This is a genomic window from Bradyrhizobium elkanii USDA 76, from assembly GCF_023278185.1.
Lineage (GTDB): Bacteria > Pseudomonadota > Alphaproteobacteria > Rhizobiales > Xanthobacteraceae > Bradyrhizobium > Bradyrhizobium elkanii.
On record NZ_CP066356.1, the window covers coordinates 8743767 to 8767485 of the forward strand.

General features: G+C 64.0%; 18 protein-coding genes and 1 tRNA gene. 7 read left to right on the forward strand and 12 right to left on the reverse strand.

The features are described 5' to 3' along the window. Nucleotides 1-107: 107 nt before the first annotated feature. From JEY66_RS41380 to JEY66_RS41410, 7 genes are all read right to left on the reverse strand, one after another. Complete coding sequence (locus JEY66_RS41380; protein WP_016847127.1) at nt 108-722, reverse strand: DsrE family protein; 615 nt, start codon at nt 720-722, stop codon at nt 108-110. A 37-nt stretch (nt 723-759) separates the two neighbouring features. After that, entirely contained in the window at nt 760-1353 is a 594-nt protein-coding gene (locus tag JEY66_RS41385; protein WP_240536756.1) for a hypothetical protein, read from the reverse strand. Nucleotides 1354-1385: 32 nt separating this feature from the next. Further along, complete coding sequence (locus tag JEY66_RS41390; RefSeq protein WP_016847126.1) at nt 1386-2390, reverse strand: TAXI family TRAP transporter solute-binding subunit; 1005 nt, start codon at nt 2388-2390, stop codon at nt 1386-1388. A 414-nt stretch (nt 2391-2804) separates the two neighbouring features. Continuing rightward, nucleotides 2805-2894, reverse strand: a tRNA-Ser gene (locus JEY66_RS41395). Nucleotides 2895-3310: 416 nt separating this feature from the next. After that, nucleotides 3311-4765 carry a trehalose-6-phosphate synthase gene (locus JEY66_RS41400; RefSeq protein ID WP_026192116.1) on the reverse strand — a complete coding sequence of 485 codons (1455 nt, stop codon included), beginning with the start codon at nt 4763-4765 and terminating at the stop codon, nt 3311-3313. A gap of 202 nt (nt 4766-4967) precedes the next feature. Next, nucleotides 4968-5801 (reverse strand): trehalose-phosphatase, encoded by an 834-nt coding sequence (gene otsB, locus JEY66_RS41405; protein ID WP_016847124.1) that lies wholly within the window; start codon nt 5799-5801, stop codon nt 4968-4970. Nucleotides 5802-5804: 3 nt separating this feature from the next. Beyond that, on the reverse strand, nt 5805-7295 hold the full coding sequence (locus JEY66_RS41410; protein WP_026192115.1) for an MFS transporter: 1491 nt from the start codon (nt 7293-7295) through the stop codon (nt 5805-5807). 184 nt (nt 7296-7479) lie between these two features. On the opposite strand from JEY66_RS41410, the gene JEY66_RS41415 reads away from it, so the two are divergent. Further along, entirely contained in the window at nt 7480-7848 is a 369-nt protein-coding gene (locus JEY66_RS41415) for a DUF3175 domain-containing protein (RefSeq protein WP_016847122.1), read from the forward strand. 193 nt (nt 7849-8041) lie between these two features. Here the strand turns inward: JEY66_RS41415 and JEY66_RS41420 are convergent, their stop codons facing one another. Further along, nucleotides 8042-10075 carry a methyl-accepting chemotaxis protein gene (locus JEY66_RS41420; protein ID WP_018269441.1) on the reverse strand — a complete coding sequence of 678 codons (2034 nt, stop codon included), beginning with the start codon at nt 10073-10075 and terminating at the stop codon, nt 8042-8044. A gap of 463 nt (nt 10076-10538) precedes the next feature. On the opposite strand from JEY66_RS41420, the gene JEY66_RS41425 reads away from it, so the two are divergent. Beyond that, nucleotides 10539-11711 carry an FIST N-terminal domain-containing protein gene (locus tag JEY66_RS41425; protein ID WP_016847119.1) on the forward strand — a complete coding sequence of 391 codons (1173 nt, stop codon included), beginning with the start codon at nt 10539-10541 and terminating at the stop codon, nt 11709-11711. After that, on the forward strand, nt 11708-13081 hold the full coding sequence (locus JEY66_RS41430; protein WP_018269440.1) for an ATP-binding response regulator: 1374 nt from the start codon (nt 11708-11710) through the stop codon (nt 13079-13081). Before JEY66_RS41425 ends, JEY66_RS41430 begins: the two co-directional genes overlap by 4 nt. A gap of 203 nt (nt 13082-13284) precedes the next feature. Here the strand turns inward: JEY66_RS41430 and JEY66_RS41435 are convergent, their stop codons facing one another. The 4 genes from JEY66_RS41435 to JEY66_RS41450 form a co-directional block, all read right to left on the reverse strand. Further along, nucleotides 13285-14025, reverse strand: coding sequence for a LuxR C-terminal-related transcriptional regulator (locus tag JEY66_RS41435; RefSeq protein ID WP_018269439.1), 741 nt, complete (start codon nt 14023-14025; stop codon nt 13285-13287). Nucleotides 14026-14303: 278 nt separating this feature from the next. Continuing rightward, complete coding sequence (locus tag JEY66_RS41440; RefSeq protein ID WP_016843264.1) at nt 14304-14984, reverse strand: response regulator; 681 nt, start codon at nt 14982-14984, stop codon at nt 14304-14306. 138 nt (nt 14985-15122) lie between these two features. Continuing rightward, nucleotides 15123-16337 carry a c-type cytochrome gene (locus JEY66_RS41445; RefSeq protein WP_240536757.1) on the reverse strand — a complete coding sequence of 405 codons (1215 nt, stop codon included), beginning with the start codon at nt 16335-16337 and terminating at the stop codon, nt 15123-15125. Nucleotides 16338-16364: 27 nt separating this feature from the next. Next, nucleotides 16365-18080 (reverse strand): PQQ-dependent methanol/ethanol family dehydrogenase, encoded by a 1716-nt coding sequence (locus tag JEY66_RS41450; RefSeq protein ID WP_026192114.1) that lies wholly within the window; start codon nt 18078-18080, stop codon nt 16365-16367. Nucleotides 18081-18484: 404 nt separating this feature from the next. On the opposite strand from JEY66_RS41450, the gene JEY66_RS41455 reads away from it, so the two are divergent. The 4 genes from JEY66_RS41455 (at nt 18485) to JEY66_RS41470 (ending at nt 23556) form a co-directional block, all read left to right on the forward strand. Next, on the forward strand, nt 18485-18970 hold the full coding sequence (locus JEY66_RS41455) for a (2Fe-2S)-binding protein (RefSeq protein WP_026192113.1): 486 nt from the start codon (nt 18485-18487) through the stop codon (nt 18968-18970). A gap of 86 nt (nt 18971-19056) precedes the next feature. After that, nucleotides 19057-21396, forward strand: a complete 2340-nt coding sequence (locus JEY66_RS41460; RefSeq protein ID WP_026192112.1) for a xanthine dehydrogenase family protein molybdopterin-binding subunit — start codon at nt 19057-19059, stop codon at nt 21394-21396. Between the two features lie 13 nt (nt 21397-21409). Next, entirely contained in the window at nt 21410-22210 is an 801-nt protein-coding gene (locus JEY66_RS41465; RefSeq protein ID WP_016843255.1) for an FAD binding domain-containing protein, read from the forward strand. Nucleotides 22211-22443: 233 nt separating this feature from the next. Further along, nucleotides 22444-23556, forward strand: coding sequence for a CaiB/BaiF CoA transferase family protein (locus JEY66_RS41470; protein WP_016843254.1), 1113 nt, complete (start codon nt 22444-22446; stop codon nt 23554-23556). The last annotated feature ends 163 nt before the right edge of the window (nt 23557-23719 follow it).

Genomic DNA, 23719 nt, shown 5'->3' on the forward strand with positions numbered 1-23719 from the left:
CGTGGCGACACGATCTGTTGAGGTGCGGTATTATGCGCCGTACCGCGGCGCGAAGCCTACAGCCCGCATGGAGGACCCCACCCACCCCTTTCGGGTTAGGCCGCGGATCACGGCTTCACATAGGACCAGCCCTTCTCCTGCAGTTCCATCACGCGTACGACGCCTGACTTCACCACCTCCGCCTGGCGAACGATCGGGATGTCCTTGTTCTCGGCCTTGTGCATTTTTTCCTGGGTATTGCCGCAGGCCTTGAACGAGACCTCCGGCGTGCTCAGCGCCATTTCCTCGAGACGGGCTTTCACCGGCGACGTGTCGTCGCGCAGCATGTGCAGGCCGGGCCCGAAGGTGACCACCTCGATCTTCACCTTCTCGCCGAGATCCTTGTAGTATTGCGCAACATTGACTGCGTTGTTGAGCGCGAGATTCATGGCTGCGGGATCGTTCGTGTTCACCTGCAGGATCAGGTTGTGCGACTTGGTGTTGGATGGAAGCCGGGCGTTGGCGTTGAGAGGAGATCGTTCCCTCTTGTGGGTGGTCGCCTTGCGCGAGACATGAACCCTTTGGACCTTTTCTGAAACGTGCCGATAGTCCGCAGTGGGATTCGTTGTTGTCGGCGTCCAATACCGTCCGCCGCCTTGCTCCGCCGCAGCGTATGAAGCGGACAGCAGCACCGTTGCGGCTCCGATGATGGTTACCTTCGCAATTTGCTGAAACACACGCATTGATGCCTCTCCTGTTAAAGACACGTCATTCAAATCTCTATCCGTTGGGTTTTGCGGTCGGTTGTGGCCACCTGCAGGCAGCGGTGATCTTCGCGCGCACCACATCCATCCCGCTCAACGGGAACACCGCATCCAGCGCCGGTCCGGTACGGGGTGCGAGGTGAATATTGAGACCTCCGCCGTCCGGAAGGGACTGCAGCAAGCGAATCACGTCGCCACCGAACGCAACGCCGGTCCCGGACACAGGCACGGCCGCCGCGACCTGTTGCGGCGGACCGTCGTTGATACGGTAGGACATCGCATATCCATCGCCGCGACCGGACACGCGGGATCCGGCGACGATCAGCTCGCTCCGCCCGCCATGGCAGCGAATCGAAAGCGTCATTCCGCTTTCGCCGGCACCGTCGCGCGATGACGTCGTGGCGGTAGCGACCGGTGAATAGTCGAGGGGTGAAGTCGTCAGGCTGACGACCCAGCTGCTAGCCTGGTTCGCCTGGGGCAGCGCGGACGCCCGCGGCGTCTTGTCGGAGCACTCCGGTCGTTTGGAGTTCTCCTTGGCGGAGCAATCGCGAAGCTGAGCGATCTGACGAAGTCCTGCCGCCTGCGCCGAGGCAATGCCGCTTGCGAGCAAGACTCCAGCCACCGCGCAGGTCGCCGCGCGTCTCATTGCGATGGATTTGCGGTGGCGCGCGGCTCGCGATCGAGCCACGCCTGCGCTGCGGGGAAGCGCGTCAGGCCGGGAACGGTTGCGGCGAGATTGATCGTCTTCCACTTTTGGTCGAAGCCCGGCTGCTGCAGCTTGTCGATCCGCGAGAACAGATACTCCACGAAGCGCGCTAGGCGCTCATAGCGGTTCGACTTGGCCGGAAAGTTGAAGGCCACCAGAGCGGTCGGCACTGCAATTGTCGTGACGCGCTCGCCCTGCTTGATGAGATTGGGATATTCCGTGGCCTCGAGCGAGGCGGGAAGATAAAAGTCTTCGAACCTCTTGTCATAGGGAACAGGCAGGAACTTAAACCCGGGCTCCCAGCGGGCGCGTACGAAAGCATCCACCGGCTTGGAGGTGATGAAAACGACCGCGGCCATCTCGCCCTTGCGCATCTGCTCGAGCGCGACCTGATGAGGAATGAAGGTTTTTTCCACATCGACGCCAAGACGGCTGAAGATCAGCGGCCCCGAATAGGCCGCCGCAGTACCCAGATTATTGAAGTTCACCTTCTTGCCGGCGAGATCGCTCAGGCTTTGGATCTCGGGACGAACGAAGATATGCAGTTCGGACGGAAACAGGTTCAGCACGAAAGCCAGCCGTTGCTGGATATCCGGCACCTGGCTCCTGTATTCCTCGAGCACGTCGGAATTGATGATGGCGGCATCGATGCCGCGCAGATACAGCAGTGAGTTCACATTCTCCGTCGGCCCGCGCGTCACGACCGGCAACACATGCAGCTTGTCGCCATCGTCTACGACGCGGGCGATTTCGGCCGCGAGACGAATGGGCGCGCCCTCGAGCAGGCCCCCGGCGAGGCCGACCGTCCAGGCATTCATCGTCACCTGCGGCTTTTGCGGCGGTGGCTCGCGTCGTAATTGACGCGATGCAGCAGGTTGCGCCTGTGCATCCACGTTGGACAGCGGAACGGTCGTGAGCAGCGGAATCAACAGCGCCAGCATGCCCAATGGGCGCCAGTCACTTTTTGCGGTCTGTCCCATGGGGTCTCCGCCCTCGCCGATCGGTCATTTTGTCGTAGTTTCATGCAGTTCGTCGGCGCGCGCCATTTCTCCGCATGGGGGAGCCCGCTACCCCTTCCGGATTATCCAGTGTGCCTGCCCCCACGCCGCAGCAGCGAGGGATCGACGTCTCGTACGGCTCTATCGCGGGCTGAAATTCGGCGGGCATCGGCAATGGCGCTTTGCCGCGTTGTTGCCGTTCTGCCGACGACCGGCGGTTTCGGGTGCGGCAATTCCGCCCCGACCAGGTCTCATGAACGGCTTCTGTTGTTGCCCTGGCCATTGGCGTGCATTCAGCACAACTTGCCAAACGCAAGCGGGCGCAATCGTCGTTTGGCGTGCAGGGATCCTTAAGAATGGCGGAGAGAGTGGGATTCGAACCCACGGTACGGTTTCCCGCACACACGCTTTCCAAGCGTGCGCCTTAAGCCACTCGGCCATCTCTCCGGGAGGCCCTCTCTTGAAGGGCTGAGGCGGATTTTGCAAGGGAGCGCGGGCCGGGAGCGTGAAATTTCCACAACATATTGAAAACATTGGGTAAATTTATAGATATGGCAGCTGCGCCCCGTCGCCTTGCACGCTGCCCCGCGCGATTTTGGCCGGTGGTCGGTCAGGGACCGGCGCAAATCAATGGATGCATCCGGTCAGCCCGCCTCTTCGTCCGGAGGCTCGCCGCAGGCGAGCCCGGAATCTATTGGGCCGCATCGCTCTTGGAAGAACGGATGCGCGTTTCTCGCTGTCGCGAGAACGCGAAGTGATGACCACTGGCCGCCCAACACACTCAGTGTCGTCCCTGCTTTCGCAGGCGCGACAGAACGGCGGATGGGTGAACTAACGCACCCATCCTGCATCGTCATGCTCGCTCAGTGATATCGCGCGGCAAAATCCGCCGTGCGGCGCGGCCACAGGGTTGGTGGCTCGGGCAGCGCCGCGTTTCCCGCACTGTGGTGCGTATCCTGCAGCGCCTCGATGAAATCGGCGAACCATTGCTGGATGGTGCCGCTGTTGAGCTTCTCCATCATCGCTTCCCAGCGCATCCGCCGCTCGGTCAGCGGCATCGCGAGCGCCGTCGCCAAAGTGCGCGCCATGCCGTCGATGTCGTGCGGATTGACCAGCAGCGCGGCGTCGAGCTCGTTCGCCGCACCGGCGAATTTCGACAGCACCAGCACACCGGGGTCCGCCGGGTTTTGCGCGGCGACATATTCCTTGGCGACCAGGTTCATGCCGTCCTGCAGCGGCGTCACGACGCCGACCTGCGCGGTACGGTAAAGGCCTGCGAGCACGCCCTGGCCAAAGCCCTTGTTGAGGTAGCGGATCGGCGTCCAGTCGACCTCGCCATGCACGCCGTTGACGTCGGTGACGAGCTTCGCCACCTCGCTCTGCAGATTGCCGTAGGCTTCGATCGCGCCGCGCGAGGGCGTTGCGATCTGCAGCAGCGACACCGAACGCTTCAGGTTCGGATGCAGCGTCCACATCTTGTCGAACGCCTTGATGCGGTTGACGAGGCCCTTGGAATAGTCGAGCCGGTCGACGCCGATCGCGAGCTTCTCGCCATTGAGGCTGCGCCGCAGCCGCGTCACGTCGGGATGCGTCATCGCCTTGGTCGCCTGCTGCGCGAACTTGCCGGGATCGATGCCGATCGGAAACACCGCGGCGCGGGTGCGGCCGAACGACGAATTGATCACGCCGTCGCGCAGCTCGAAGTCGAGATCGTGCTGCACGTAGCTCAGGAAGTTCTCGCAGTCCTCATCGGTCTGGAAGCCGATCAGGTCATAGGACAGCATCGCCTCGATCAGCTCGCGATGATTGGGCACGCCCGCGATCACCGCGCGCGCCGGCCATGGCGTGTGCAGGAAGAAGCCGATCGGCTGCGTGACGCCGAGATCGCGCAGTTCGGCGCCGAGCGCGAGGAAATGATAGTCCTGGACCCAGAACACGGAATCCGGCTTGCGGAAGCGCAGCAACGCGCGCGCCATGAACGCGTTGACTTCGCGATAGCTCGCGTAGTCCTCGCGGGACGCGCGAATCAGATCGGCGCGCGAATGCATCGCGGGCCACAGCGCCGAATTGGCAAAGCCTTCGTAGTAGCCGCCATAGTGCGCGGCCGGCAGATCGAGCATCGCCAATGCGCCCGCCCCGAGCGCTTCGACCTCTGCGAAGGGTTCCTTCAGGTTCCCGTCGCGGACGCGTCCACTGGAACCAACCCATATTGCCCCTGTCTTTTCCACCACCGGCAATAATGCCGCTGCCAGCCCCCCCGTCATGGGTTCATTGGGTTTTCCGCGCGAGACGCGGTTCGATACGACGACGAGGTTCACCAGGTCCCCTCCTGTTGGTCAACTCGCGTATTAACAACCATTCATCAAGATGGTTCCTGATCAAGGAATCTCCCAATTGAAACCAAATTCTGGCGAACACGCACGGAACTCGCGGGAACTCGCGAAAAGAAAATTGCGCGCGAGGTTGACGCCACGACGCAAAAGCACCGTATTCGATTCGGCTGCGATGAATGCGCTGCGATTAGGACAGGCTGACGTCCCTATCAACATCGAGCAGATGCGCGAGGAATTCGCGCACATCGCTCGGTCCGTCGAAATGTCCGGCAACGCCGGTTGCGCGACGGCCGACGGAGAACGCGAGACCGTCGAAATCAGGCATGATCGCGAACACGGTCTCGTCGGTGACGTCGTCGCCGATGAAGAACGGACGCCGTCCCTTGAACGGCTCATGCGTCATCAACTCGAGCACGCCCGTCGCCTTGGTGAAGCCGGAATGCTTGATCTCGCAGACGCTCTTGCCCGGCAGCACCTCGATCGGCGCATTCGGCAGCTCGGCGCGGATCAGCGACACCGCTTCATAGATCGCCCTCTCCGCCTGCGGCGCCAGCCGATAGTGCAGCGCCAGCGAATAGCCCTTGTCCTCGAGCAGAATGCCGGGGCTGAGCTTTGCGATCGCGGCAAGACGGCGCTTCAACTCCTTGTCGAGCGGCGGCGCGTGTGCGGCGACCGCCTCGCTGTCCGGCTGCAGCCGCATCTCGGCGCCGTGGCCGCCGATCGCAGAAAACACTTCCGGCGCGAAGATCAGGTCGATGTCGTTGAGGGAGCGGCCGCTAACCAGCGCCAGCGCGCCGTGTGTGCGCTCATGCAGCTCTCTCAGGGTGGTCGACAGTTCCGGCGGCACCCAGACCTCGCGCGGCGTCGGCGCGAAATCGAGCAGGGTGCCGTCGATGTCAAGCAGCACCGCGGCCTGGCGGAGCGGCGGAATCAGCGCCGCCGGCCTCGGCACGCTGTCTGTCTTGACGTCAGGGGCGATGTTATCATCCAGGGGCATTTCGGCCAATTCATGCTTCGTCATAGTCTACTCCACAAATGCCAGTGGCCGCGCGACAGATTCGAGCGATTTCCGCTCGGCCGCGACGGCATAGCGCCATGCGACCACCGCGGCGACCATCATGAGCGCCGACCCCAAGAGGTAGCCGGCGAAGACGCTGTTGCGCGATCCGGTGTCGATCAGCACGCCGAACAACGCCGGCCCGATCACGCCGCCGATGCCGGTGCCGATCGCATAGAAGGCGGCGATCGCGAGCGCGCGGACCTCCAGCGGAAACGTCTCGCTGACGGTGAGATAGGCGGCGCTCGCGGCCGGCGAGGCAAAGAAGAAGATCACCATCCAGGCGATGGTCTGGGTCTGCGCGCTGAGCACGCCGATCGAGAACAGATAGCCGGACAGCGCGAGCAGCACCCCCGAGACGCCATAGGTCAGCGCGATCATGGTGCGGCGGCCGAGCGTATCGAACAGGCGGCCGAGCAGCAGCGGCCCGAGGAAGTTGCCGGCGGCGAAGGGGAGGATGTACCAGCCGACATTGCTGGCGGCGACGCCGAAGAAGTCGGTCAGGATCAATGCGAAGGTGAAGAAGATCGCATTGTAGAAGAACGCCTGCGCGGCCATCAGCGTGAGCCCGACCAGCGAGCGCTGCCGGTAGGTGGAGAACAGCGTCACCGCGACCTCGCGCAGCGGCGTGTGATCGCGCATCCGGAGCCTGATCTTCTCAAAGTCTGCGCTCGGCTGCTCATGACCAAGCACGGAGGTCTCGATGTCGGCCACGATCTTGTGGGCCTCCTCGGGACGCCCGTGAATCATCAGCCAGCGCGGGCTCTCCGGAATCCACATCCGCATCAGCAGCACGACGAGGCCGAGCACCGCGCCGGTGAAATAGGCGATCCGCCAGCCGTGATCGGGTGCAAGGAACGCGGGATCGAGCAGGATGATGGCGCTCAGCGCACCGATCGCCGCACCGATCCAGAAGCTGCCGTTGATGACGAGATCGGTCCAGCCGCGATAGCGCGCCGGCACCAGTTCCTGGATGGTCGAATTGATCGCGGTGTATTCGCCGCCGATGCCGGCACCGGTGAGAAAGCGAAACAGCGCGTAGCTCGCGACATTCCACGACAGCGCGGTCGCGGCAGTCGCCGACAGATAAAGCGCGAGCGTGATGAAGAACAGCTTCTTGCGCCCGATCCGGTCGGTAAGCCAGCCGAAGCCGAGCGCGCCGAGCACGGCGCCGGCGAGATAGGCGCTGCTGGCAAGACCGACATCGGCGTTGGAGAAGCTCATCGTCGGGCTGTCCTTCAGCGCGCCCGACAATGCACCCGCGAGCGTCACTTCCAGCCCGTCGAGGATCCAGGTGATGCCGAGCGCCAGCACGACGCGGGTGTGAAAGCGGCTCCAGCTGAGATTGTCGAGCCGGACCGGGATCGAGGTCTCGATGATGCGGTCATCGTCCGGCGTGACCGGAGCCACGGCCTGTTGCGTCGTCGCGGAACTCAATTGTGTCGGCTGCACTGTCATCAGAATCGACCAATGAGAAAAACCCCGGAACGATCTGTTCCAAGGTTCACTCACCCGGAATTGCGGCAAACGGAGTGCCCGCCACGCGACGTCAACGCCGCAGGCCGGCAAGGGTTCCCGCAATGCGGCATAGGAACCGCGATCGCGGCGAGCTGTTCTCGGCTCAAAAGATACGGAGGCATCGATGGCCGCACACAAGAAAGCAACGCGCAAGACGGCAAGGAAATCACCGGCACGGTCCGCGAGCACGACGCGTCGCAGGCGTGGCGCAAGCAAGACGACGGCGAAGCGCTGGTCGCAGCGGGTGACGAAAGAAAGCAACGCGCTCGACCTCGAGCCCGGCGTGTTCAAGCAGACCAGCGCGAAGAAGATCGCATCATCGCTGAAGCAATCCGCCGAGCACAGCGCGCGCCGCAAGGGCGGCGCCTATCGTTCCGCGCTGTCGATGCTGACTTTCTATATCAACCGCGCCGGCAAGACGCTGCCGAAGACCGAGCGGTCGCGGCTGGAGCGCGCCAAGGTCGAGTTGAAGCACCAGTTCGGACGGGATTAGTCGCATCATCCCGCCAACCAACAGCGTCGTCCCGGCGCAGGCGATTAATTCGTCGTCCTGGCGAAAGCCAGGACCCATACGCCGCAGCCCACGAAAAGGGCACGCGGCAAGTTGCACTTAAAACAATGGTGAGTGGTGGTTATGGGTCCTGGCTTTCGCCAGGACGACGATAATTGATGGACCCGCGCGCGCCTTACGCCGCGCGGATATTCGCCATGAAGCGGTCGAGCTCTTCGCGCAGCCGCGAGCTCTCGACCGACAGCGAGCGGGCCGAGTTCAGCACCTCCTCGGAGGCAGCTCCGGTCTCGGTGGCGCCGCGATTGACCTGGGTGACGCTGGAGGCCGCTTCCTGCGTGCCCTGCGCGACGTTCTGCACGCTGCGCGCGATCTCCTGCGTTGCCGCGCTCTGCTGCTCGACCGAGCTTGCGATGTTGGTCGCGATCCCGGAGATCTGCCCGATGGTGCCGCCGATCTCCTTGATCGCGGCGACCGATTCCTGCGTCGCCGCCTGCATGCCCGAGATATGGGTGGAGATCTCGTCGGTGGCCCTGGCGGTCTGGCTCGCCAGCGACTTCACCTCGGCGGCAACCACCGCGAAGCCGCGGCCGGCGTCGCCGGCGCGCGCGGCCTCGATGGTGGCGTTCAGCGCCAGCAGATTGGTCTGCTCGGCGATCGCGGTGATCAGCTTGACGACGTCACCGATCTCCTGCGCGGCGCGCGAGAGCTTACCGATCCGGGCATCAGTCTGCTCGGCCTGACGCACGGCGGAATCGGCGATCTGGCTCGACTCCTTGGCGCGACGACCGATCTCGTCGACCGACGCCGACAATTCCTCGGTCGCGGAGGCGACCGATTGCATGTTGCTGGAGGCCTCCTCGGAGGCGCCGGCGACCTGGCTCGACAGGTTCTGCGTGGTCTCCGCCGTCCGGGTCAGCGTACCGGCCGCGGATTCGAGCTGCACGGCGGAGGCCGACACGTTGGAGACGATCGAGCCGACGGCGGATTCGAATTCGTCGGCAAAACGAATCAGCTCATTGCGCCGCGCGGTCGCACTCGCCTTGTTCTGCGCTTCCTGGGTCGCGGCATCGCGTTCGGCCTTGGCGATCGCCTGGACCTTGAACTCCTCTACGGCGCCGGCCATCTCGCCGAGTTCGTCGCGGCGGCCGAGGCCCGGCAGCACGACGTCGAAATTGCCCGCCGCGAGCTCGCGCATCGCCGCACACATCGCCGCGATCGGTCGCGAAATGCCCTTGCCCAGCAGGAACGCCCAGACCAGCCCGAGCACGAAGCTGCCCGCGGCCAGCATCAAGATCAGCTGCTCGGTCTCGCCGATCATGGTGTGCGATTCGTTTTCAAGCCGCTTCTGGTCGCCGAGCAGATCGGACTTCATCGCCGCCGCGCCCTGGCTGATGGCGGCCGCAGACTCCGTCATCTCGACGGTCAGCTCGTCGATCGACTTCGCATTCGCGATCAGCTTGGCGAGCGCCTCGCGGTACTCTTCGAGCAGCGCGGTAATGTCCTTCACGCTCTGGGTGATCCGCTCGTTATTCGAGGTGATCGCCTTCACCAGATTGTCGGCGAATTTCAGCCGGGCGAGCGCGCTCGAGGCGACCGTCTTGTCGCCGTTGACGACGAAGGTATTGACGGCCCCGGTGATCGACTGGAGCTGGTCGGCCACCTTCTTGGCGCCGAACTGGATCGACTGCAGCTCGGAATCATCGGCATTGCTCGGCAGATCGTCGAGCTTGTAGCGCATCGAGGTCGCGCTGCGGGTCAGCTTGTTCTGCGCGGTCTGTGCGCTGTCGTTCTTGATGCGAACGATCTCGGCGAAGATCTTGGTGAAGGCACGGAATTCGCGCTCCAGCTTGGTGATCTGCTCGAGCCGGGCCGGATTGGTGGTGCCCTTCATCGACGCCATGATGGCGTCCTTCAGGCTGGCCTCGGCGGCGAGCGCGGCCTTGGCGTCGTCCTCCTTGCCGGTCGCGACGAAGTAGCGCGCCAGCGAACGGTAGGAGATCAATTCGCGATCGATGTTGCGGGCCAGATCGGCTTCCGCGACGCTCTGGCGATAGGAGCCGACGCCGGCGGAGACCCGCTCGAAGCCCATATAGGCAAAGCCCATGGTGGCTGCCGACAGCGCCAGCGTGACGGCAAAGCCGAGCATGATCTTGGCGCGAAATCTGAGGGTTGGGATCCTGATCGACAACGATCGCTTCAGCCCCGGCATTCCAACCCCCGTCTTCATTCTGAAAACCACGCGGGGTCCGGCAGCAACCCGCCCCAGACCCCGGAGCGCAAAACTAAGGCAGAATCGATAAGGCCCGGTAAATGGGCAGCGGCCGCCTGGCCCGGCGCGATACTACCTTGGTCGGGCTAGGCGGGTGGGTAAGGTGATTGACGCGGGGGTCCGGCCCGATAGTTTAGAACCGATCAAACTTGGCCCTGCCCGGGCCAGGAGAACACATCGGGAGGTGTCCCATGTCATCGCGTCGACCGGCGCCATTGGCGCTTGCGGCGAGCGTAGCTGCCGGCGCAATAGCCCGGCCAATGGCATTTCCCCTCACGACCTGAAAGCCACGGGCAAGCCGGAACGCGGGCCATCGCGCCATGGTCCGGATGCCCTCACGACCCGCGCGGGTTCAACCGCCCGCGCCAAGAAAAGCAAAAAATTCTGGTCAGGGAGAGCGCCTTTGGCGAAGCAGAACGGTAGCGCCGCCGACAGTATTGTCGTGGTGCAGGCAAAGACCGACGGGCCGCGGGAGGCAGCCGACGAGATCGCGCGCCAATTGGCGGCGGCCGATCTCGCGATGCTCGTGGTGTTCGTGTCGCCGTTCTACGAGCCGCAGACATTCATTGCCGAACTGTCCAGCCGGATGCCCGACGTTCCGATCTTCGGCTGCACCACGGCCGGCGAATTGTCGCCCAGCGGTTGGGACGAGGACAGCGTCGTCGCGATGGGCTTCAACGCGGCCGATTTCGTCATCGCGGCCCGTCCGCTGTTCGACCTTACGACATTTCGGGTCGACCACGGCCGCTCGATGTGCACCGAACTGCAGAACGAATTCGCGCAACGCACCGAGCATTGCGATCACACCCACGATTCCTTCGGGCTGCTCTTCATCGACGGCATGTGCCAGCGTGAGGAGACCATCATGTCGGCGATCTATGCATCGCTCGGCGATATCCCGGTGGTCGGCGGCTCCGCGGGCGACGGCCTGCGCTTCGAGAAATCGTGGGTCTTTCATGGCGGCGAGGCCTTTACCGATGCCGCCGTCCTGATCCTGATCCGGACCCGGCTGCCGTTCCGCCTGTTCAAGTGCGACCACTTCGAACCGACCTCGACCAAGATGGTGGTGACCGAGGCCGACATCGAGCACCGCATCGTCAAGGAATTGAATGCCGAGCCGGCCGCGCTGGAATATTCCCGTGCCGTCGGCCTCAGCGAAAGCAAGCTCGAATTGTTCTCCTTCGCCGCGCACCCCGTGCTGGTTCGCGTCGGCGGCGCCTATTACGCGCGATCGATCCAGCGCACCAACCCGGACGGATCGCTGCAATTCTTCTGCGCCATCGACGAGGGCATGGTGCTGACGGTGGCGCGCGAGCGCGACCCGATCGACGTGACGAGCCGCCTGCTCAAGGAGCTGACCGAGGATCTCGGTGAGGTCTCGATGTTCATCGGTTTCGAATGCGTGCTACGCCGGCTCGACGTCGAGCAGCGCCAGCTGTCGCGGGAGATGTCCGAGCTCTATCGCCGCAACAAAGTGATTGGCTTTCAGACCTATGGCGAGCAGTATCGCTCCATGCATGTCAACCAGACGCTGACCGGCATCGCCATCGGCAAGCGGGCACTCGCGCCGCAATGACGGATACCAGGACCACGCGAATTGCGGCGCTCGAACGCGAGGCCGAGAAGCTGCGCAAGATCAACGCGGCGCTGATGTCGCGCGTCGAACGCTCGACCGATCAGCAGCTCAACGCCTTTTCTCTGTTTGAAACAGCCATTGCGCTGGACCAGCAGGTGCGCGACCGCACCCAGCAGCTCAAGCAGGCGCTGCAATCGCTGGAGAAAACCAATGGTCGCCTGCTGCAGGCCAAGCAGCAGGCCGAGGCGGCGAGCTCGCTGAAATCATCGGTGCTGGTCTCGGTCACGCACGATCTGTTGCAGCCGCTGAATGCGGCGCGGCTGACGCTGTCCGCGCTGACCGAGATGGCAACCGGGTCCAAGAACGTCGCGCTGACCGACCAGATCGACCGTTCGCTGGCGACGCTCGAGGACATGCTGCGGACGCTGCTCGACATCTCCAAGCTCGATGCGGGCGTGCTCAGGCCGGAATTCGGACCGGTCGCGATCGCCTCGCTATTCGAGCCGCTGGAGCAGGAATTTGTCGCGACCGCCGCCAAGCGCAATCTCGGCTTCCGGATCATGCCGTCGTCCGCGGTGGTTCGCTCCGATCCGCTGATGCTGCGGCGGATCCTGCAAAACCTTGTCGCCAATGCGCTGCGCTACACCCAGCGCGGCAGCGTGCTGATGGGATGCCGGGCCAGGGGCGATGACATCTGCATCGAGGTGCACGACACCGGGCCGGGCATTCCGGAAGCGCAGCGCGAAGCCATCTTCGTCGAGTTTCAGCGCGGCGAGACCAGCGCCGGCGACAAGGCCGGCATCGGGCTTGGTCTTTCGATCGTGCGCCGGTTTGCCGACCTGCTCGGCCATGACATCAGGCTGAGCTCGCGCGCCGGCAAGGGCTCAGTGTTCTCGGTCACCGTGCCCCGCACGCTTGATCCGGTTGCGATCCCGGTGCGCGAGCAGGCTAGCGTCGACTATCGCTATGGCGGCATGGAGGGCGCCAAGATCCTGCTGATCGAGAACGACCTCTCGAGCGCCGAGGGTCTCGCCCATTTGCTGGAAAAATGGGGCTGCGACGTCGCGGTGACGATCTCCAAGACCGAGGCGCTCGAGCGCATCCACGCGCTGGATGGCATTCCCGACGCCATCATCGCCGATCTGCACCTCGACAATGGCGAGACCGGAATTCAGGCCGTCGATGTCATCCGCGGCGCGATCAACGCCAAGGTGCCGGCGATCATCGTGACCGCCGACTACTCGGCCAAGGCCGCCTCCGACGTATCTGCCTTCGGCCATGAGCTGTTGAAGAAGCCGATCAAGCCCGCCGAGATGCGCTCGCTGCTGTCGTTCCTGCTGGCGGCGGAGCAGTCGGGCGCGCGGTTATGATCAAAGCGTTTTCGAGCGAAGTGGATACCGGTTCGCGTGAAGAAAACGCGTCAGACAAGAACTTAGAGCCCCGTTCCGATTCCATCGGAACGGATAAAGGCTCTAAAGCATGATCCGGAAAAGTGCGAAGCGGTTTTCCGAAAAGATCATGCTCAAACAAGGAGCTAAAGCGCGATGGTGATTCAACCTAAGCTCATCGCGCTTTAGTCGCCATGCGACGACGGCGAGGCCGTCACCGGCGCGTGGTCGTGCTTGCCGAAGTCGAGCTTCGACAGTGCGATGATGGCCTCGGTCCGGCTGCGCACGCCGAGCTTGCGCAGGATCTCCGAGACATGCACCTTCACGGTGGTGACCGAGATATCGAGCTCATAGGCGATGTGCTTGTTCTGCAGGCCGCGGCAGATCATGTCGAGCACGCGAAGCTGCTGCGCGGTGAACTGGCCGAGCTGCTGCACCAGCTCGCGCGTCTCGGCCTGGGCCTTCCGCGCGGTGGCGGTATCGCGGAAGCGCGTCGGCAGGCACACCGCGCCTTCGAGGATGCCGCGCAACAGCCGCGCCAGCTCGAGCTTCGGCGTCGACTTCGGGATGTAGCCGGAAATGCCGAGCGAGATCGCGCCGCCGACGATCCGGGGATCGTCATGCGCCGACACGATCACGAGCGCGCTGCGCGGCGCGGCGGCACGCACCCGGTAGGCGCCGAGCAGGCCCGTGGTCCCGGGCATCGACAGATCGAGCAGGATCAAATCAAGGCCGTCGCGCGCGGCGATCACGTCCAGCGCACCGTCGATCGACGTCGCCTGCAGTACCTCGGCGTCGGGAAACTCGGCCCCGATCACGCCGATCAGGGCGGCACGGAACAGCGGGTGATCCTCGACGATCAGCAGTCGAGGCGCACCCGCCCTGCCGAGCGGCGGCTCGTCCGCCAGGGGCGCGGTCGTGGTCAATGCTGCGCCGTCCTCCCTCGGATGCTCATGACAGCCAATGCGCACGACGTTATCTCAAAGCCGGGTGGCAGCCTATAGGCAGGATTTCCAATGCGCCCGCCTCGCAGTGCAGCACGGCTAGTGTCCCGAATCCGAAGTTCGCATCATTTGCCGCACCTTCGGAGCGAACTTCGGATTCGATAAGGACACTAGCAAACTTATGATTCTAGTGTGCTTTATGAATGCGAAGTTCGTGAAAGTGGCTGCCGCGAAATCACACGAACTTCGCATTCAGCACACTAGGGCGCCTTCTCCGCCTTTGCGCCCGAACAGGCCTCCGGGACCGGAAGCGGAATCTTGCCAAGCTCGATGATCGCCTTGTTGCGGCTGAACAGCTTCAGCTTGCGCAGGATCTCGGTCACATGTGCCTTCACGGTGGATTCCGCGAGCTTGAGCTCGGCGGCGATCTCGCGGTTCTGCAGGCCGCGGATAATCAGATGAAGTACGCGAATTTGCTGCGGCGTCAGCTTCTGAATCCGTTCGCGCAGCGTCCGCGCCGTCTCGGACTGTTCCAGCGCGCCGACCGCGACGAAATCCCGCGGCGCCGAGACCGACCCGCTCAGCACGCGCGCGATCGCCTGCGAGAGCTCGCCGAGCGAGGTCGACTTCGGCAGATAGCCGACCGCGCCCATCTCGAGCGCCTCGCGGATGGTGTGCTTGTCCTCCTCGCTCGAGACGATCGCGATCGGCAGCCGCGGATAGCGATCCCTGATCTTCTGGAAGCCGGAGAAGCCGACCACGTCGGGCAGCAGCAGGTCGAGCAGCGCCAGGTCGATATTCGGCTCGCTGGCGAGGATGCCAAGCGCCCCCTTGATCGAGGTGGCCTCATAGATCCGGGCATCGGGATGCGAGATGCGAATGGCGTTGCCAAGCGCCTCCCCGAACAGGGGGTGATCGTCGATGATCAGGAACCCCATCATGAGGACCCTCGCCCTGCTCGAGCCGTTTCCGTTCCGATGGAATCGGAACGGGGCTCTCGATTCTCGACTTGACGCGTTTGCTTCACGCGAACCGGTGGCCACTTCGCTCGAAAACGCTCCAATTGCGAATCGCAGCTTCTAGTTCGATTCGCCGGTATCCTGCACGCTCTGCAGATAGACATATACGTTTCTGAGCTCGTCGTCGTTGAAGACGTCCTTCCAGGCCGGCATGCCCTTGGCCGGCCGCCCGTCATGGACCGTCTTCCAGAATGTCGATTCCATGTCGTCAGCATAGCGCTTCTTGAGCAGCCTGAGATCGATCTTTCGCTCGGCCTGCACCGCGTCCGGGCCGTGGCAATGCGCGCAGGTTCCGTTGAAGACTTCCCGCCCGGCGGTGGCATCCCCCTTGGCGTCCCCTTTGGCATCGCCTGCGGTCGCGGCGGTCTGAATCGGCTTTTCGGCCGCGGCCGCCTGCCCGACCGTGACGGGCTCGCTGGCGCCGACGGACGACGTCGTCGCCCGGTCGGCCTCGCCGAACTTCACCGGTGCGCCGTTCGGCACGCCATATTTGGCAAACAGGGCGGAAATCTCCGCCTGCAGCCCCGGCAGCACGCCGTCGACTTCATCGCGCAGCGCACCGGACGCCTTGGCGAAACCGATCGCGGTCGCCCAGAGCAGGCCGTCGCCCTCGGTCGGCACGATCTGATATTTGTCGCCGTAGCTGGTCTTGTTGAGCCAGCCGGCCACCGGCGCCCAGATGAAGGCGATGTCGACCTTGCCCTGTTCGAGCGCCGTCATGCCCTCCTCCGGGCTGAGCACGGTCACCTTCTGGATGTCGTCGCGCAGCGCGAGCAGGTTCTGCGGGGTCGATTGATATTGCACCGCAACCCGCAATCCCCTGAGGTCGTCGATGCCGGCAAGCTTGCGATCCTTGCCACCGACCAGTGCATAGCCTTCATGGGCGATCGGCTTCGAGAAGATCACCGCCGGGCCCATGAAATCGTCGATCAAAGGCAGGCCGACCATGGCGTCGCACTGCTTGCTGAGCAGCGTCTCCCGCACGGTGCGCTTGCCGAAATAGGACTTGTACCAATTGGTGCTCACCGTCCGGCCGAGCTTTTGCGCCACCGCCTGGCCGATCTCGAGATAGAGGCCGGGCTTGCCCGGGTCGTCACTCGAGAACGGCAGGTTGGTGGGGTCGGCGCAGAGCCGCAGCGGCGGTCTTGTCTCGTCGGCGCCGGCCGCCAGGGCCGGCACCAGAAGCAGCGCGGAGAGCAGCACGGTCCGGATTGCATGTTCCAACCGCGTGTTGCGCGAGGGGGTGCGCAGTTCGTTTCGGGCGATGCAAGACACGGACAATGCTGCCTCCTGGGCGATCGTTTACTGCAGGGCGAACACGAACAGCGAGCCGCCTTCGGGCGCCGCGGCGACCATCTTCTTGCCGATGTCACCGAGGAAGGCCGGCAGCGCCGCGGTGCGTCCGACCACGATCGCGACATACTGCTTGCCGTCGACCGAATAGGTCACGGGACCTGCACCGATGCCGCTGCCGAGGTTCTTGCTCCACAGCACCTTGCCGTTCTTGGCATCGATGGCGCGGAAGTCGCCGTGCAGATTGCCGGAGAACACCAGATTGCCGCCGGTCGTCAGCGTGCCGCCATTGAAGGGCAGGTCTTCCTTGATGCTCCACACCTTCTTGTTGGCGATCGGATCCCAGGCCACGAGCTCGCCGAGGAAGCCGCCGGGACCCGGCTTGGTCGGGAACTCGGCGCCGAGATAGAACACGCCGCGCTTGTAGTTCACGTCGGAGACCGACCAGTCCATGCAGACATTGTTGCTCGGGATGTAGACGAGGCCGGTCTGCGGATTGAACGACATCGGCTGCCAGTTCTTGCCGCCGATCAGGTTCGGGCAGATGTCCTTGGCGGGATGGCCCGGGCCCGGACGCTTGTCCGGATCCTCTTCCGCCCGCATCGTGTTGATGTCCCACTTCTTGGCCCAGTTGGCGAAGACGTATTTCTCCGCGGAGATCATTTTGCCGGTCTCGCGGTTGGCCACGAAGAAGAAGCCGTTGCGGTCCGCCTTCATCAGCACGGGCGTCTCGGTGCCCTTGATCTTGAGGTCGGCGAGCAGCAGCTCGTTGACACCGTCATAATCCCAGGCGTCGGCCGGCGTGCCCTGGATGTGCCACTTGATCTTGCCGGTGTTGGGATCGATCGCCAGCGTCGAGGCCGTGTAGAGGTTGGTCAGCTTGCCGAAATTGCCGTCGCCGGTGGAGCGCACCGCGGTATTCCACGGCCCCGGATTGCTGGTACCCCAGTAGACGGTGTCGGACTTGGCATCGTAGGAGCCGACCAGCCAGGCGGCGCCGCCGCCATGCAGCCCGGTGTCGCCCTTCCAGGTGTCGCTGCCGGGCTCGCCCGGTGCCGGCACCGTGTAGGTCTGCCAGAGCAGCTTGCCGTCCTTGAGCGAAAACGCCTGCAACGCGCCCCGGACGCCATATTCACCGCCGCCGAAGCCGGTAATGACCTTGTCGCGGACGACGAGCGGCGGCGAGGTAATGACCGAGCCCTGCTTGTAGTCGACCACCGTCGAAGTCCAGAGCTCCTTGCCGGTCTCGGCGTCGAGCGCGGTCAGCTTGCCGTCGAGCCGGCCGACGAAGATCTTGCCGTCGGCATAGGACACGCCGCGATTGTTGACGTCGCAGCAGGCGTATTGAAGCACGTCATCCGGAATATCGGGCTGCCAGGTCCATTTGCGGGCGCCGGTCGCGGCATCGATCGCATAGACGTATTTGGGGCCCCAAGAGGTCGACACATACAGGTTCTTGCCGATCACGACCGGCGACGACTCGTTGGAGCGGAGCGAAGCCAGCGACAGCGAGTAGACCAGCTGCAGCTTGCCGGCGTTCTCCGAGTTGATCTGCTTCAACGGGCTGAAGCGCGTATTGCCGTAGTCGTGGCCGGCGATCGCCCATCCGTTGGGATCGGACGCCGCCTTCACGACGGAATCATTCGCTTTCGACGCGCCAACGCCTGCCAGCACCATGGCGACCAGCGACACGCCGGCAAAGAAAATCCCGCTCCTCAGCTTCATTGGCTTCCTCCAATATGGTTTTGTTGCCGCGATGGATGCATCGCGCGCGCGGATCGCTACCGAATTTCATGAACCAGCGATCTTCTGCCGCTGCGTCGGCGATGAAAATGACAGCAACGCCTTTGCGTCGTTATAGGCGGAAGGTAGTAGCGATCGCGGCGACGATTTTTGCGTACCGCAGGCTGCAGCGGATTGCCGAAAACCGCTTGCGCCGCCGGGCATTTTCGTCGCGCCGGAGTGCGCCGCCGGCAGCTTGCAAATTGCCCATTCAACGGCTGCCTGCTAGGATTAGAGGTACTGCCCGGCGCCTTCATGACAGGGCCGCGACTACGACTTTGATCGCGGTTACGACCCACATGAAGCGTGGTCTACTGGGCCCATAACGAAGCTATTGGGAGAAACGCGTGTCTACAGTCAAACTGACGGTAAACGGCAAGGCGGTCTCGGTCGACGTTGAGGACCGAACCCTCCTCGTGCACCTCTTGCGCGAAAACCTTAACCTCACAGGCACCCATGTCGGCTGCGATACCAGCCAATGCGGCGCCTGCGTCGTCCATGTCGATGGACGGGCGGTCAAATCCTGCACCATGCTGGCCGGCCAGGCCGCGGGCTGCAACGTCACCACGATCGAAGGCCTCGCCAAGGGCGACGAGCTGCACCCGATGCAGGCGGCGTTCCGCGACAATCACGGCCTGCAGTGCGGCTATTGCACCCCCGGCATGATCATGTCCGCGGTCGACATCGTGCACCGCCATGGCGGCAAGCTCGACGAGGAAACGGTTCGCCACGAGCTCGAAGGCAACATCTGCCGCTGCACCGGGTACCACAACATCATCAAGGCGGTGCTCGACGCTGCCGCGCGCATGAAGGTTGCGCAGGCCGCCGAATAGCGCGCACCGCACACGATCAAGCTCACCACCGCCGGTCTCGATGGAAACGGCGGGCAAATCGAATCTCCGGTCGGGAGGACTAGACAATGGGTGTTGAAGGAATTGGCGCACGTGTCGTGCGCAAGGAAGATCGCCGGTTCATCACCGGACAAGGACGTTACGTCGACGACGTCAAAATGGTCGGCATGAGCTACGCCCACTTCATCCGCAGCCCACATGCCCATGCCAAGGTCAAGGGCATCGATTCCGCCGAGGCCATGAAGATGCCCGGCGTGATCGCGGTGCTGACGGGACAGCAGATCGTCGACGACAAGGTCGGCAATTTGATTTGCGGCTGGGCCATCACCTCGAAGGACGGCTCACCAATGAAAATGGGCGCGTGGCCGGCGATGGCGCCGGAGACCGTGCGCTTTGTCGGACAGGCGGTCGCGGTCGTGATCGCCGAGACCAAGAACCAGGCCAGGGACGCCGCCGAAGCCGTCGTCGTCGATTACGAAGAGCTTCCCGCAGCGGCCGACATCAAGGCCGCGATCAAGCCGGGCGCGCCGCAGCTTCATCCCGAAGCCCCCGGCAACATCGTGTATGACTGGCATCTCGGCGACGAGGCCGCGGTCAAGGATGCGTTCAGCAAGGCCGCCAATGTGGTGACGCTCGACCTCACCAATAACCGCCTGGTGCCGAACGCGATGGAGCCGCGCGCAGCGGTCGCGCATTACGACCAGGCCGAAGAGCACTACACGCTCTACACGACATCGCAGAACCCGCACGTCGCCCGCCTCGTGCTGTCGGCGTTCTACAACATCGCGCCCGAGCACAAGCTGCGCGTGATCGCGCCCGACGTCGGCGGCGGCTTCGGCTCCAAGATCTACATCTATCCCGAAGAGATGGTGGCGCTGTGGGCCTCGAAGAAGGTGGGTCGCCCGGTGAAGTGGACCGGTGACCGCTCCGAAGCCTTCCTCACCGACGCGCATGGCCGCGACCATGTCTCGAAGGCGGAGATGGCGTTCGACAAGGACAACAAGATCCTTGGCCTGCGGGTGAAGACCCACGCCAATTTCGGCGCCTATATGTCGCTGTTCTCCTCGGCGGTGCCGACCTATCTCTACGCGACGCTGTTGTCGGGCCAGTACGTGATTCCGGCGATCTATGCCGAGGTGATCGGCGTCTACACCAACACCACGCCGGTCGACGCCTACCGCGGCGCCGGCCGCCCCGAGGCGAGCTATCTGATCGAGCGCATGATGGAGACGGCGGCGCGGCAGTTGAAGGTCGATCCGACCGAGCTGCGCAAGAAGAACTTCATCACCCAGTTCCCGTATCAGACGCCTGTGATCATGGCGTATGACATCGGCGACTTCCACGCCTCGATCGATGCCGCGATGAAGGCGATCGACTATGCCGGCTTCCCGGCCCGCAAGGCCAAGGCCAAGGCCGACGGCAAGCTGCGCGGCATCGGCATCTCCTGCTACATCGAGGCCTGCGGCATCGCGCCGTCAAAGGCGGTCGGCAGTCTCGGCGCCGGCGTCGGCCTGTGGGAGTCGGCTGAGATCCGCGTCAACCCGGTCGGCACCATCGAGGTGCTCACCGGTTCGCACAGCCACGGCCAGGGCCACGAAACGACGTTCTGCCAGATCATCGCAGAGCGGCTCGGCGTGCCGATCAGCCAGGTCTCGATCGTCCATGGCGACACCGACAAGGTGCAGTTCGGCATGGGCACCTACGGCTCGCGCTCGCTCGCGGTCGGCGGTACGGCGATCGTGAAGGCGATGGAGAAGGTCGAGGCCAAGGCCAAGAAGATCGCGGCGCATGCGCTCGAGGCATCCGAGAGCGACATCGTGATCGAGAACGGCGAGTTCAAGGTCACCGGCACCGACAAGTCGATCGCGCTGCCGATGGTCGCGCTCGCCGCCTACACCGCGCACAACCTGCCTGATGGCATGGAGCCCGGCCTGAAGGAGACGGCGTTCTACGACCCGACCAACTTCACCTTCCCGGCCGGCGCCTATATCTGCGAGCTCGAGGTCGATCCGGGCACCGGCAAGACCTCCTTCGTCAACTTCGTGGCAGCGGACGATTTCGGCCGGCTGATCAACCCGATGATCGTCGAGGGCCAGGTCCATGGCGGCCTCGCGCAGGGCATCGGCCAGGCACTGCTCGAAGGCGCGATCTATGACGACACCGGTCAGCTCGTGACCGCGTCCTTCATGGATTACACCATGCCGCGCGCCGACGACCTGCCGTCGTTCCAGCTCTCCCACACCACGACGCTGTGTCCGGGCAACCCGCTCGGCGTCAAGGGCTGCGGCGAAGCCGGCGCGATCGGCGCCTCTGCTGCCGTGATCAACGCGATCACGGACGCCATCAGCAACAACAAGCTGGAAATGCCGGCGACGCCCGATCGCGTCTGGCACGCCATTCACGGTTGAGGGAGGAAGAGCCATGTACGAGACCAATTATCACCGCGCTTCCTCGGTCGCCGACGCCGCCGCAACCTTCGCCAAAGGCGCGGAATCAAAATTCCTCGCCGGCGGTCAAACCCTGCTTCCCGTGATGAAGCAGCGCCTCGCCGCACCTTCCGACGTGATCGACCTCTCCAAGGTGCAGGAGATGATCGGCATCGAGGTTTCGGGCGACACCGTCACCATCAAGGCCGCTACGCCGCATTACGATGTGGCGCAAAGCGATGCGGTCAAGAAGGCGATCCCCGCGCTCGCCAATCTGGCGTCGGAGATCGGCGATCCCGCCGTGCGCTATCGCGGCACGATCGGCGGTTCACTCGCCAACAACGACCCGGCGGCGGACTATCCGGCGGCGGTGCTGGCGCTTGGCGCGACGGTCAAGACCAACAAGCGATCAATCGCGGCGGAGGACTTCTTCAAGGGCCTGTTCTCGACGGCACTCGAGGATGGCGAGATCATCACCGCGGTGTCGTTCCCCGTTCCGGCCAAGTCGGGCTATGCGAAGTTTCCGAACCCGGCCTCGCGCTTCGCGCTGACCGGCGTGTTCGTCGCCAAGACCAAGTCGGGTGACGTCCGCGTCGCCGCGACCGGCGCGTCGCAGAGCGGCGTCATGCGGGTTGCGCCGATCGAGCAGGCGCTGAAGGCGAACTGGGCTGCCTCGGCGCTCGACAGCGTGACGATCCCGGCGAGCGGCCTGCTCGCCGACATCCACGGGTCGGCAGACTATCGCGCGAACCTGATCAAGGTGATGGGGCAACGCGCGGTGACCGCTGCTGGCTGATAGCGCCTAAACACAAGTCCGGAACGGCGCGCAGCGATGCGCGCCGTTCGCGTTTTTACCGGCGGCACAGGACAAAAGACGCTTGCCACATTCCGCATTAGGCGAGACAATTTAGCTAATCAGCTAATTAAAAATACCGTCCCACGGACGGCTGGGAGAACGCATGAAGTTCGGCACCAAGCCAGCCGTGACATCTCAGCCGCCTCGCGCCCCGCAACCAACGGAATGACAACGTGCTCGATAAACCCGCCTCCCAGACCGCCGCTCGCACCTCGGGCCCGCTCGCCGGCTTCCGCATCGTCGAATTCGCCGGCATCGGCCCCGGCCCTTTCGCCTGCATGCTGCTCGCCGACATGGGCGCCGAGGTCATCACCCTCGACCGGATCGGCGCGGGCAAGAATCTGAAGGCGGTCGCAACCCGCGGCCGCAAGGTCATCGAGCTCGATCTCAAGAACAAGGCGGCGGTTGCCGAAGCGCTCGACCTGCTCGGCCATGCCGACGCGCTGATCGAGGGCTTTCGTCCCGGCGTGATGGAGCGCCTCGGCCTCGGCCCGGACGTGGTGCTCGCGCGCAATCCAAAACTTGTCTATGGCCGCATGACCGGCTGGGGCCAGGAAGGCCCGCTGGCGAATGCCGCCGGCCACGACATCAACTACATCTCGATCACCGGCGCGCTGGCTGCGATCGGAACCAAGGAGAAGCCGGTACCGCCGCTCAACCTGGTCGGCGATTTCGGCGGCGGCGCGCTCTACCTCGTGGTCGGCGTGCTCGCCGCGCTGCTGGAAGCGCAGAAGTCCGGCAAGGGCCAGGTGGTCGATACCGCGATGTGCGACGGCGCGGCCTCGCTGATGTCGATGTTCTACGACATGGCCGCGCAGGGCCGCTGGAGCGGCGGCCGCGACCAGAATTTCCTGGACGGCGGCGCGCATTTCTACGGCGTCTATGAATGCTCCTGCGGCAACTTCATCTCGATCGGCTCGATCGAGCCGCAGTTCTACGCGCTGCTGCGCAAGCATGCCGACCTGACCGACGCCGATTTCGACGCGCAGATGGACCGCAAGGCCTGGCCGGCGCTGAAGGAGAAGCTGACCCGGGTGTTCAAGAGCAAATCACGCGCGGACTGGTGCGCGATCATGGAAGGCACCGACATCTGCTTCGCGCCGATCCTGACCATGGAGGAAGCGCCCAAGCATCCGCACATGGCGGCGCGCCAGGTGTTCGTCGAACGCCACGGCGTCACCCAGCCCGCCCCCGCGCCGCGCTTCTCGCGTACGCCATCGGCAATCCGCGAGCCGGAGCTGGCGAGCATCGGGGACGTGACGGCCGAGTGGAAAGCGACGAAATAAATCTCGGTGTCGTCCCGGCGAAAGCCGGGACCCATAACCCCGGAACGTCGTTGTAGCGCACGATCGTTCCGCGGGACTACGAACCAACACACTCGATAGATTCCGCGGTATGGGTCCCGGCTTTCGCCGGGACGACATCTGTTGGTTTTGCGCTAGTGCAGCG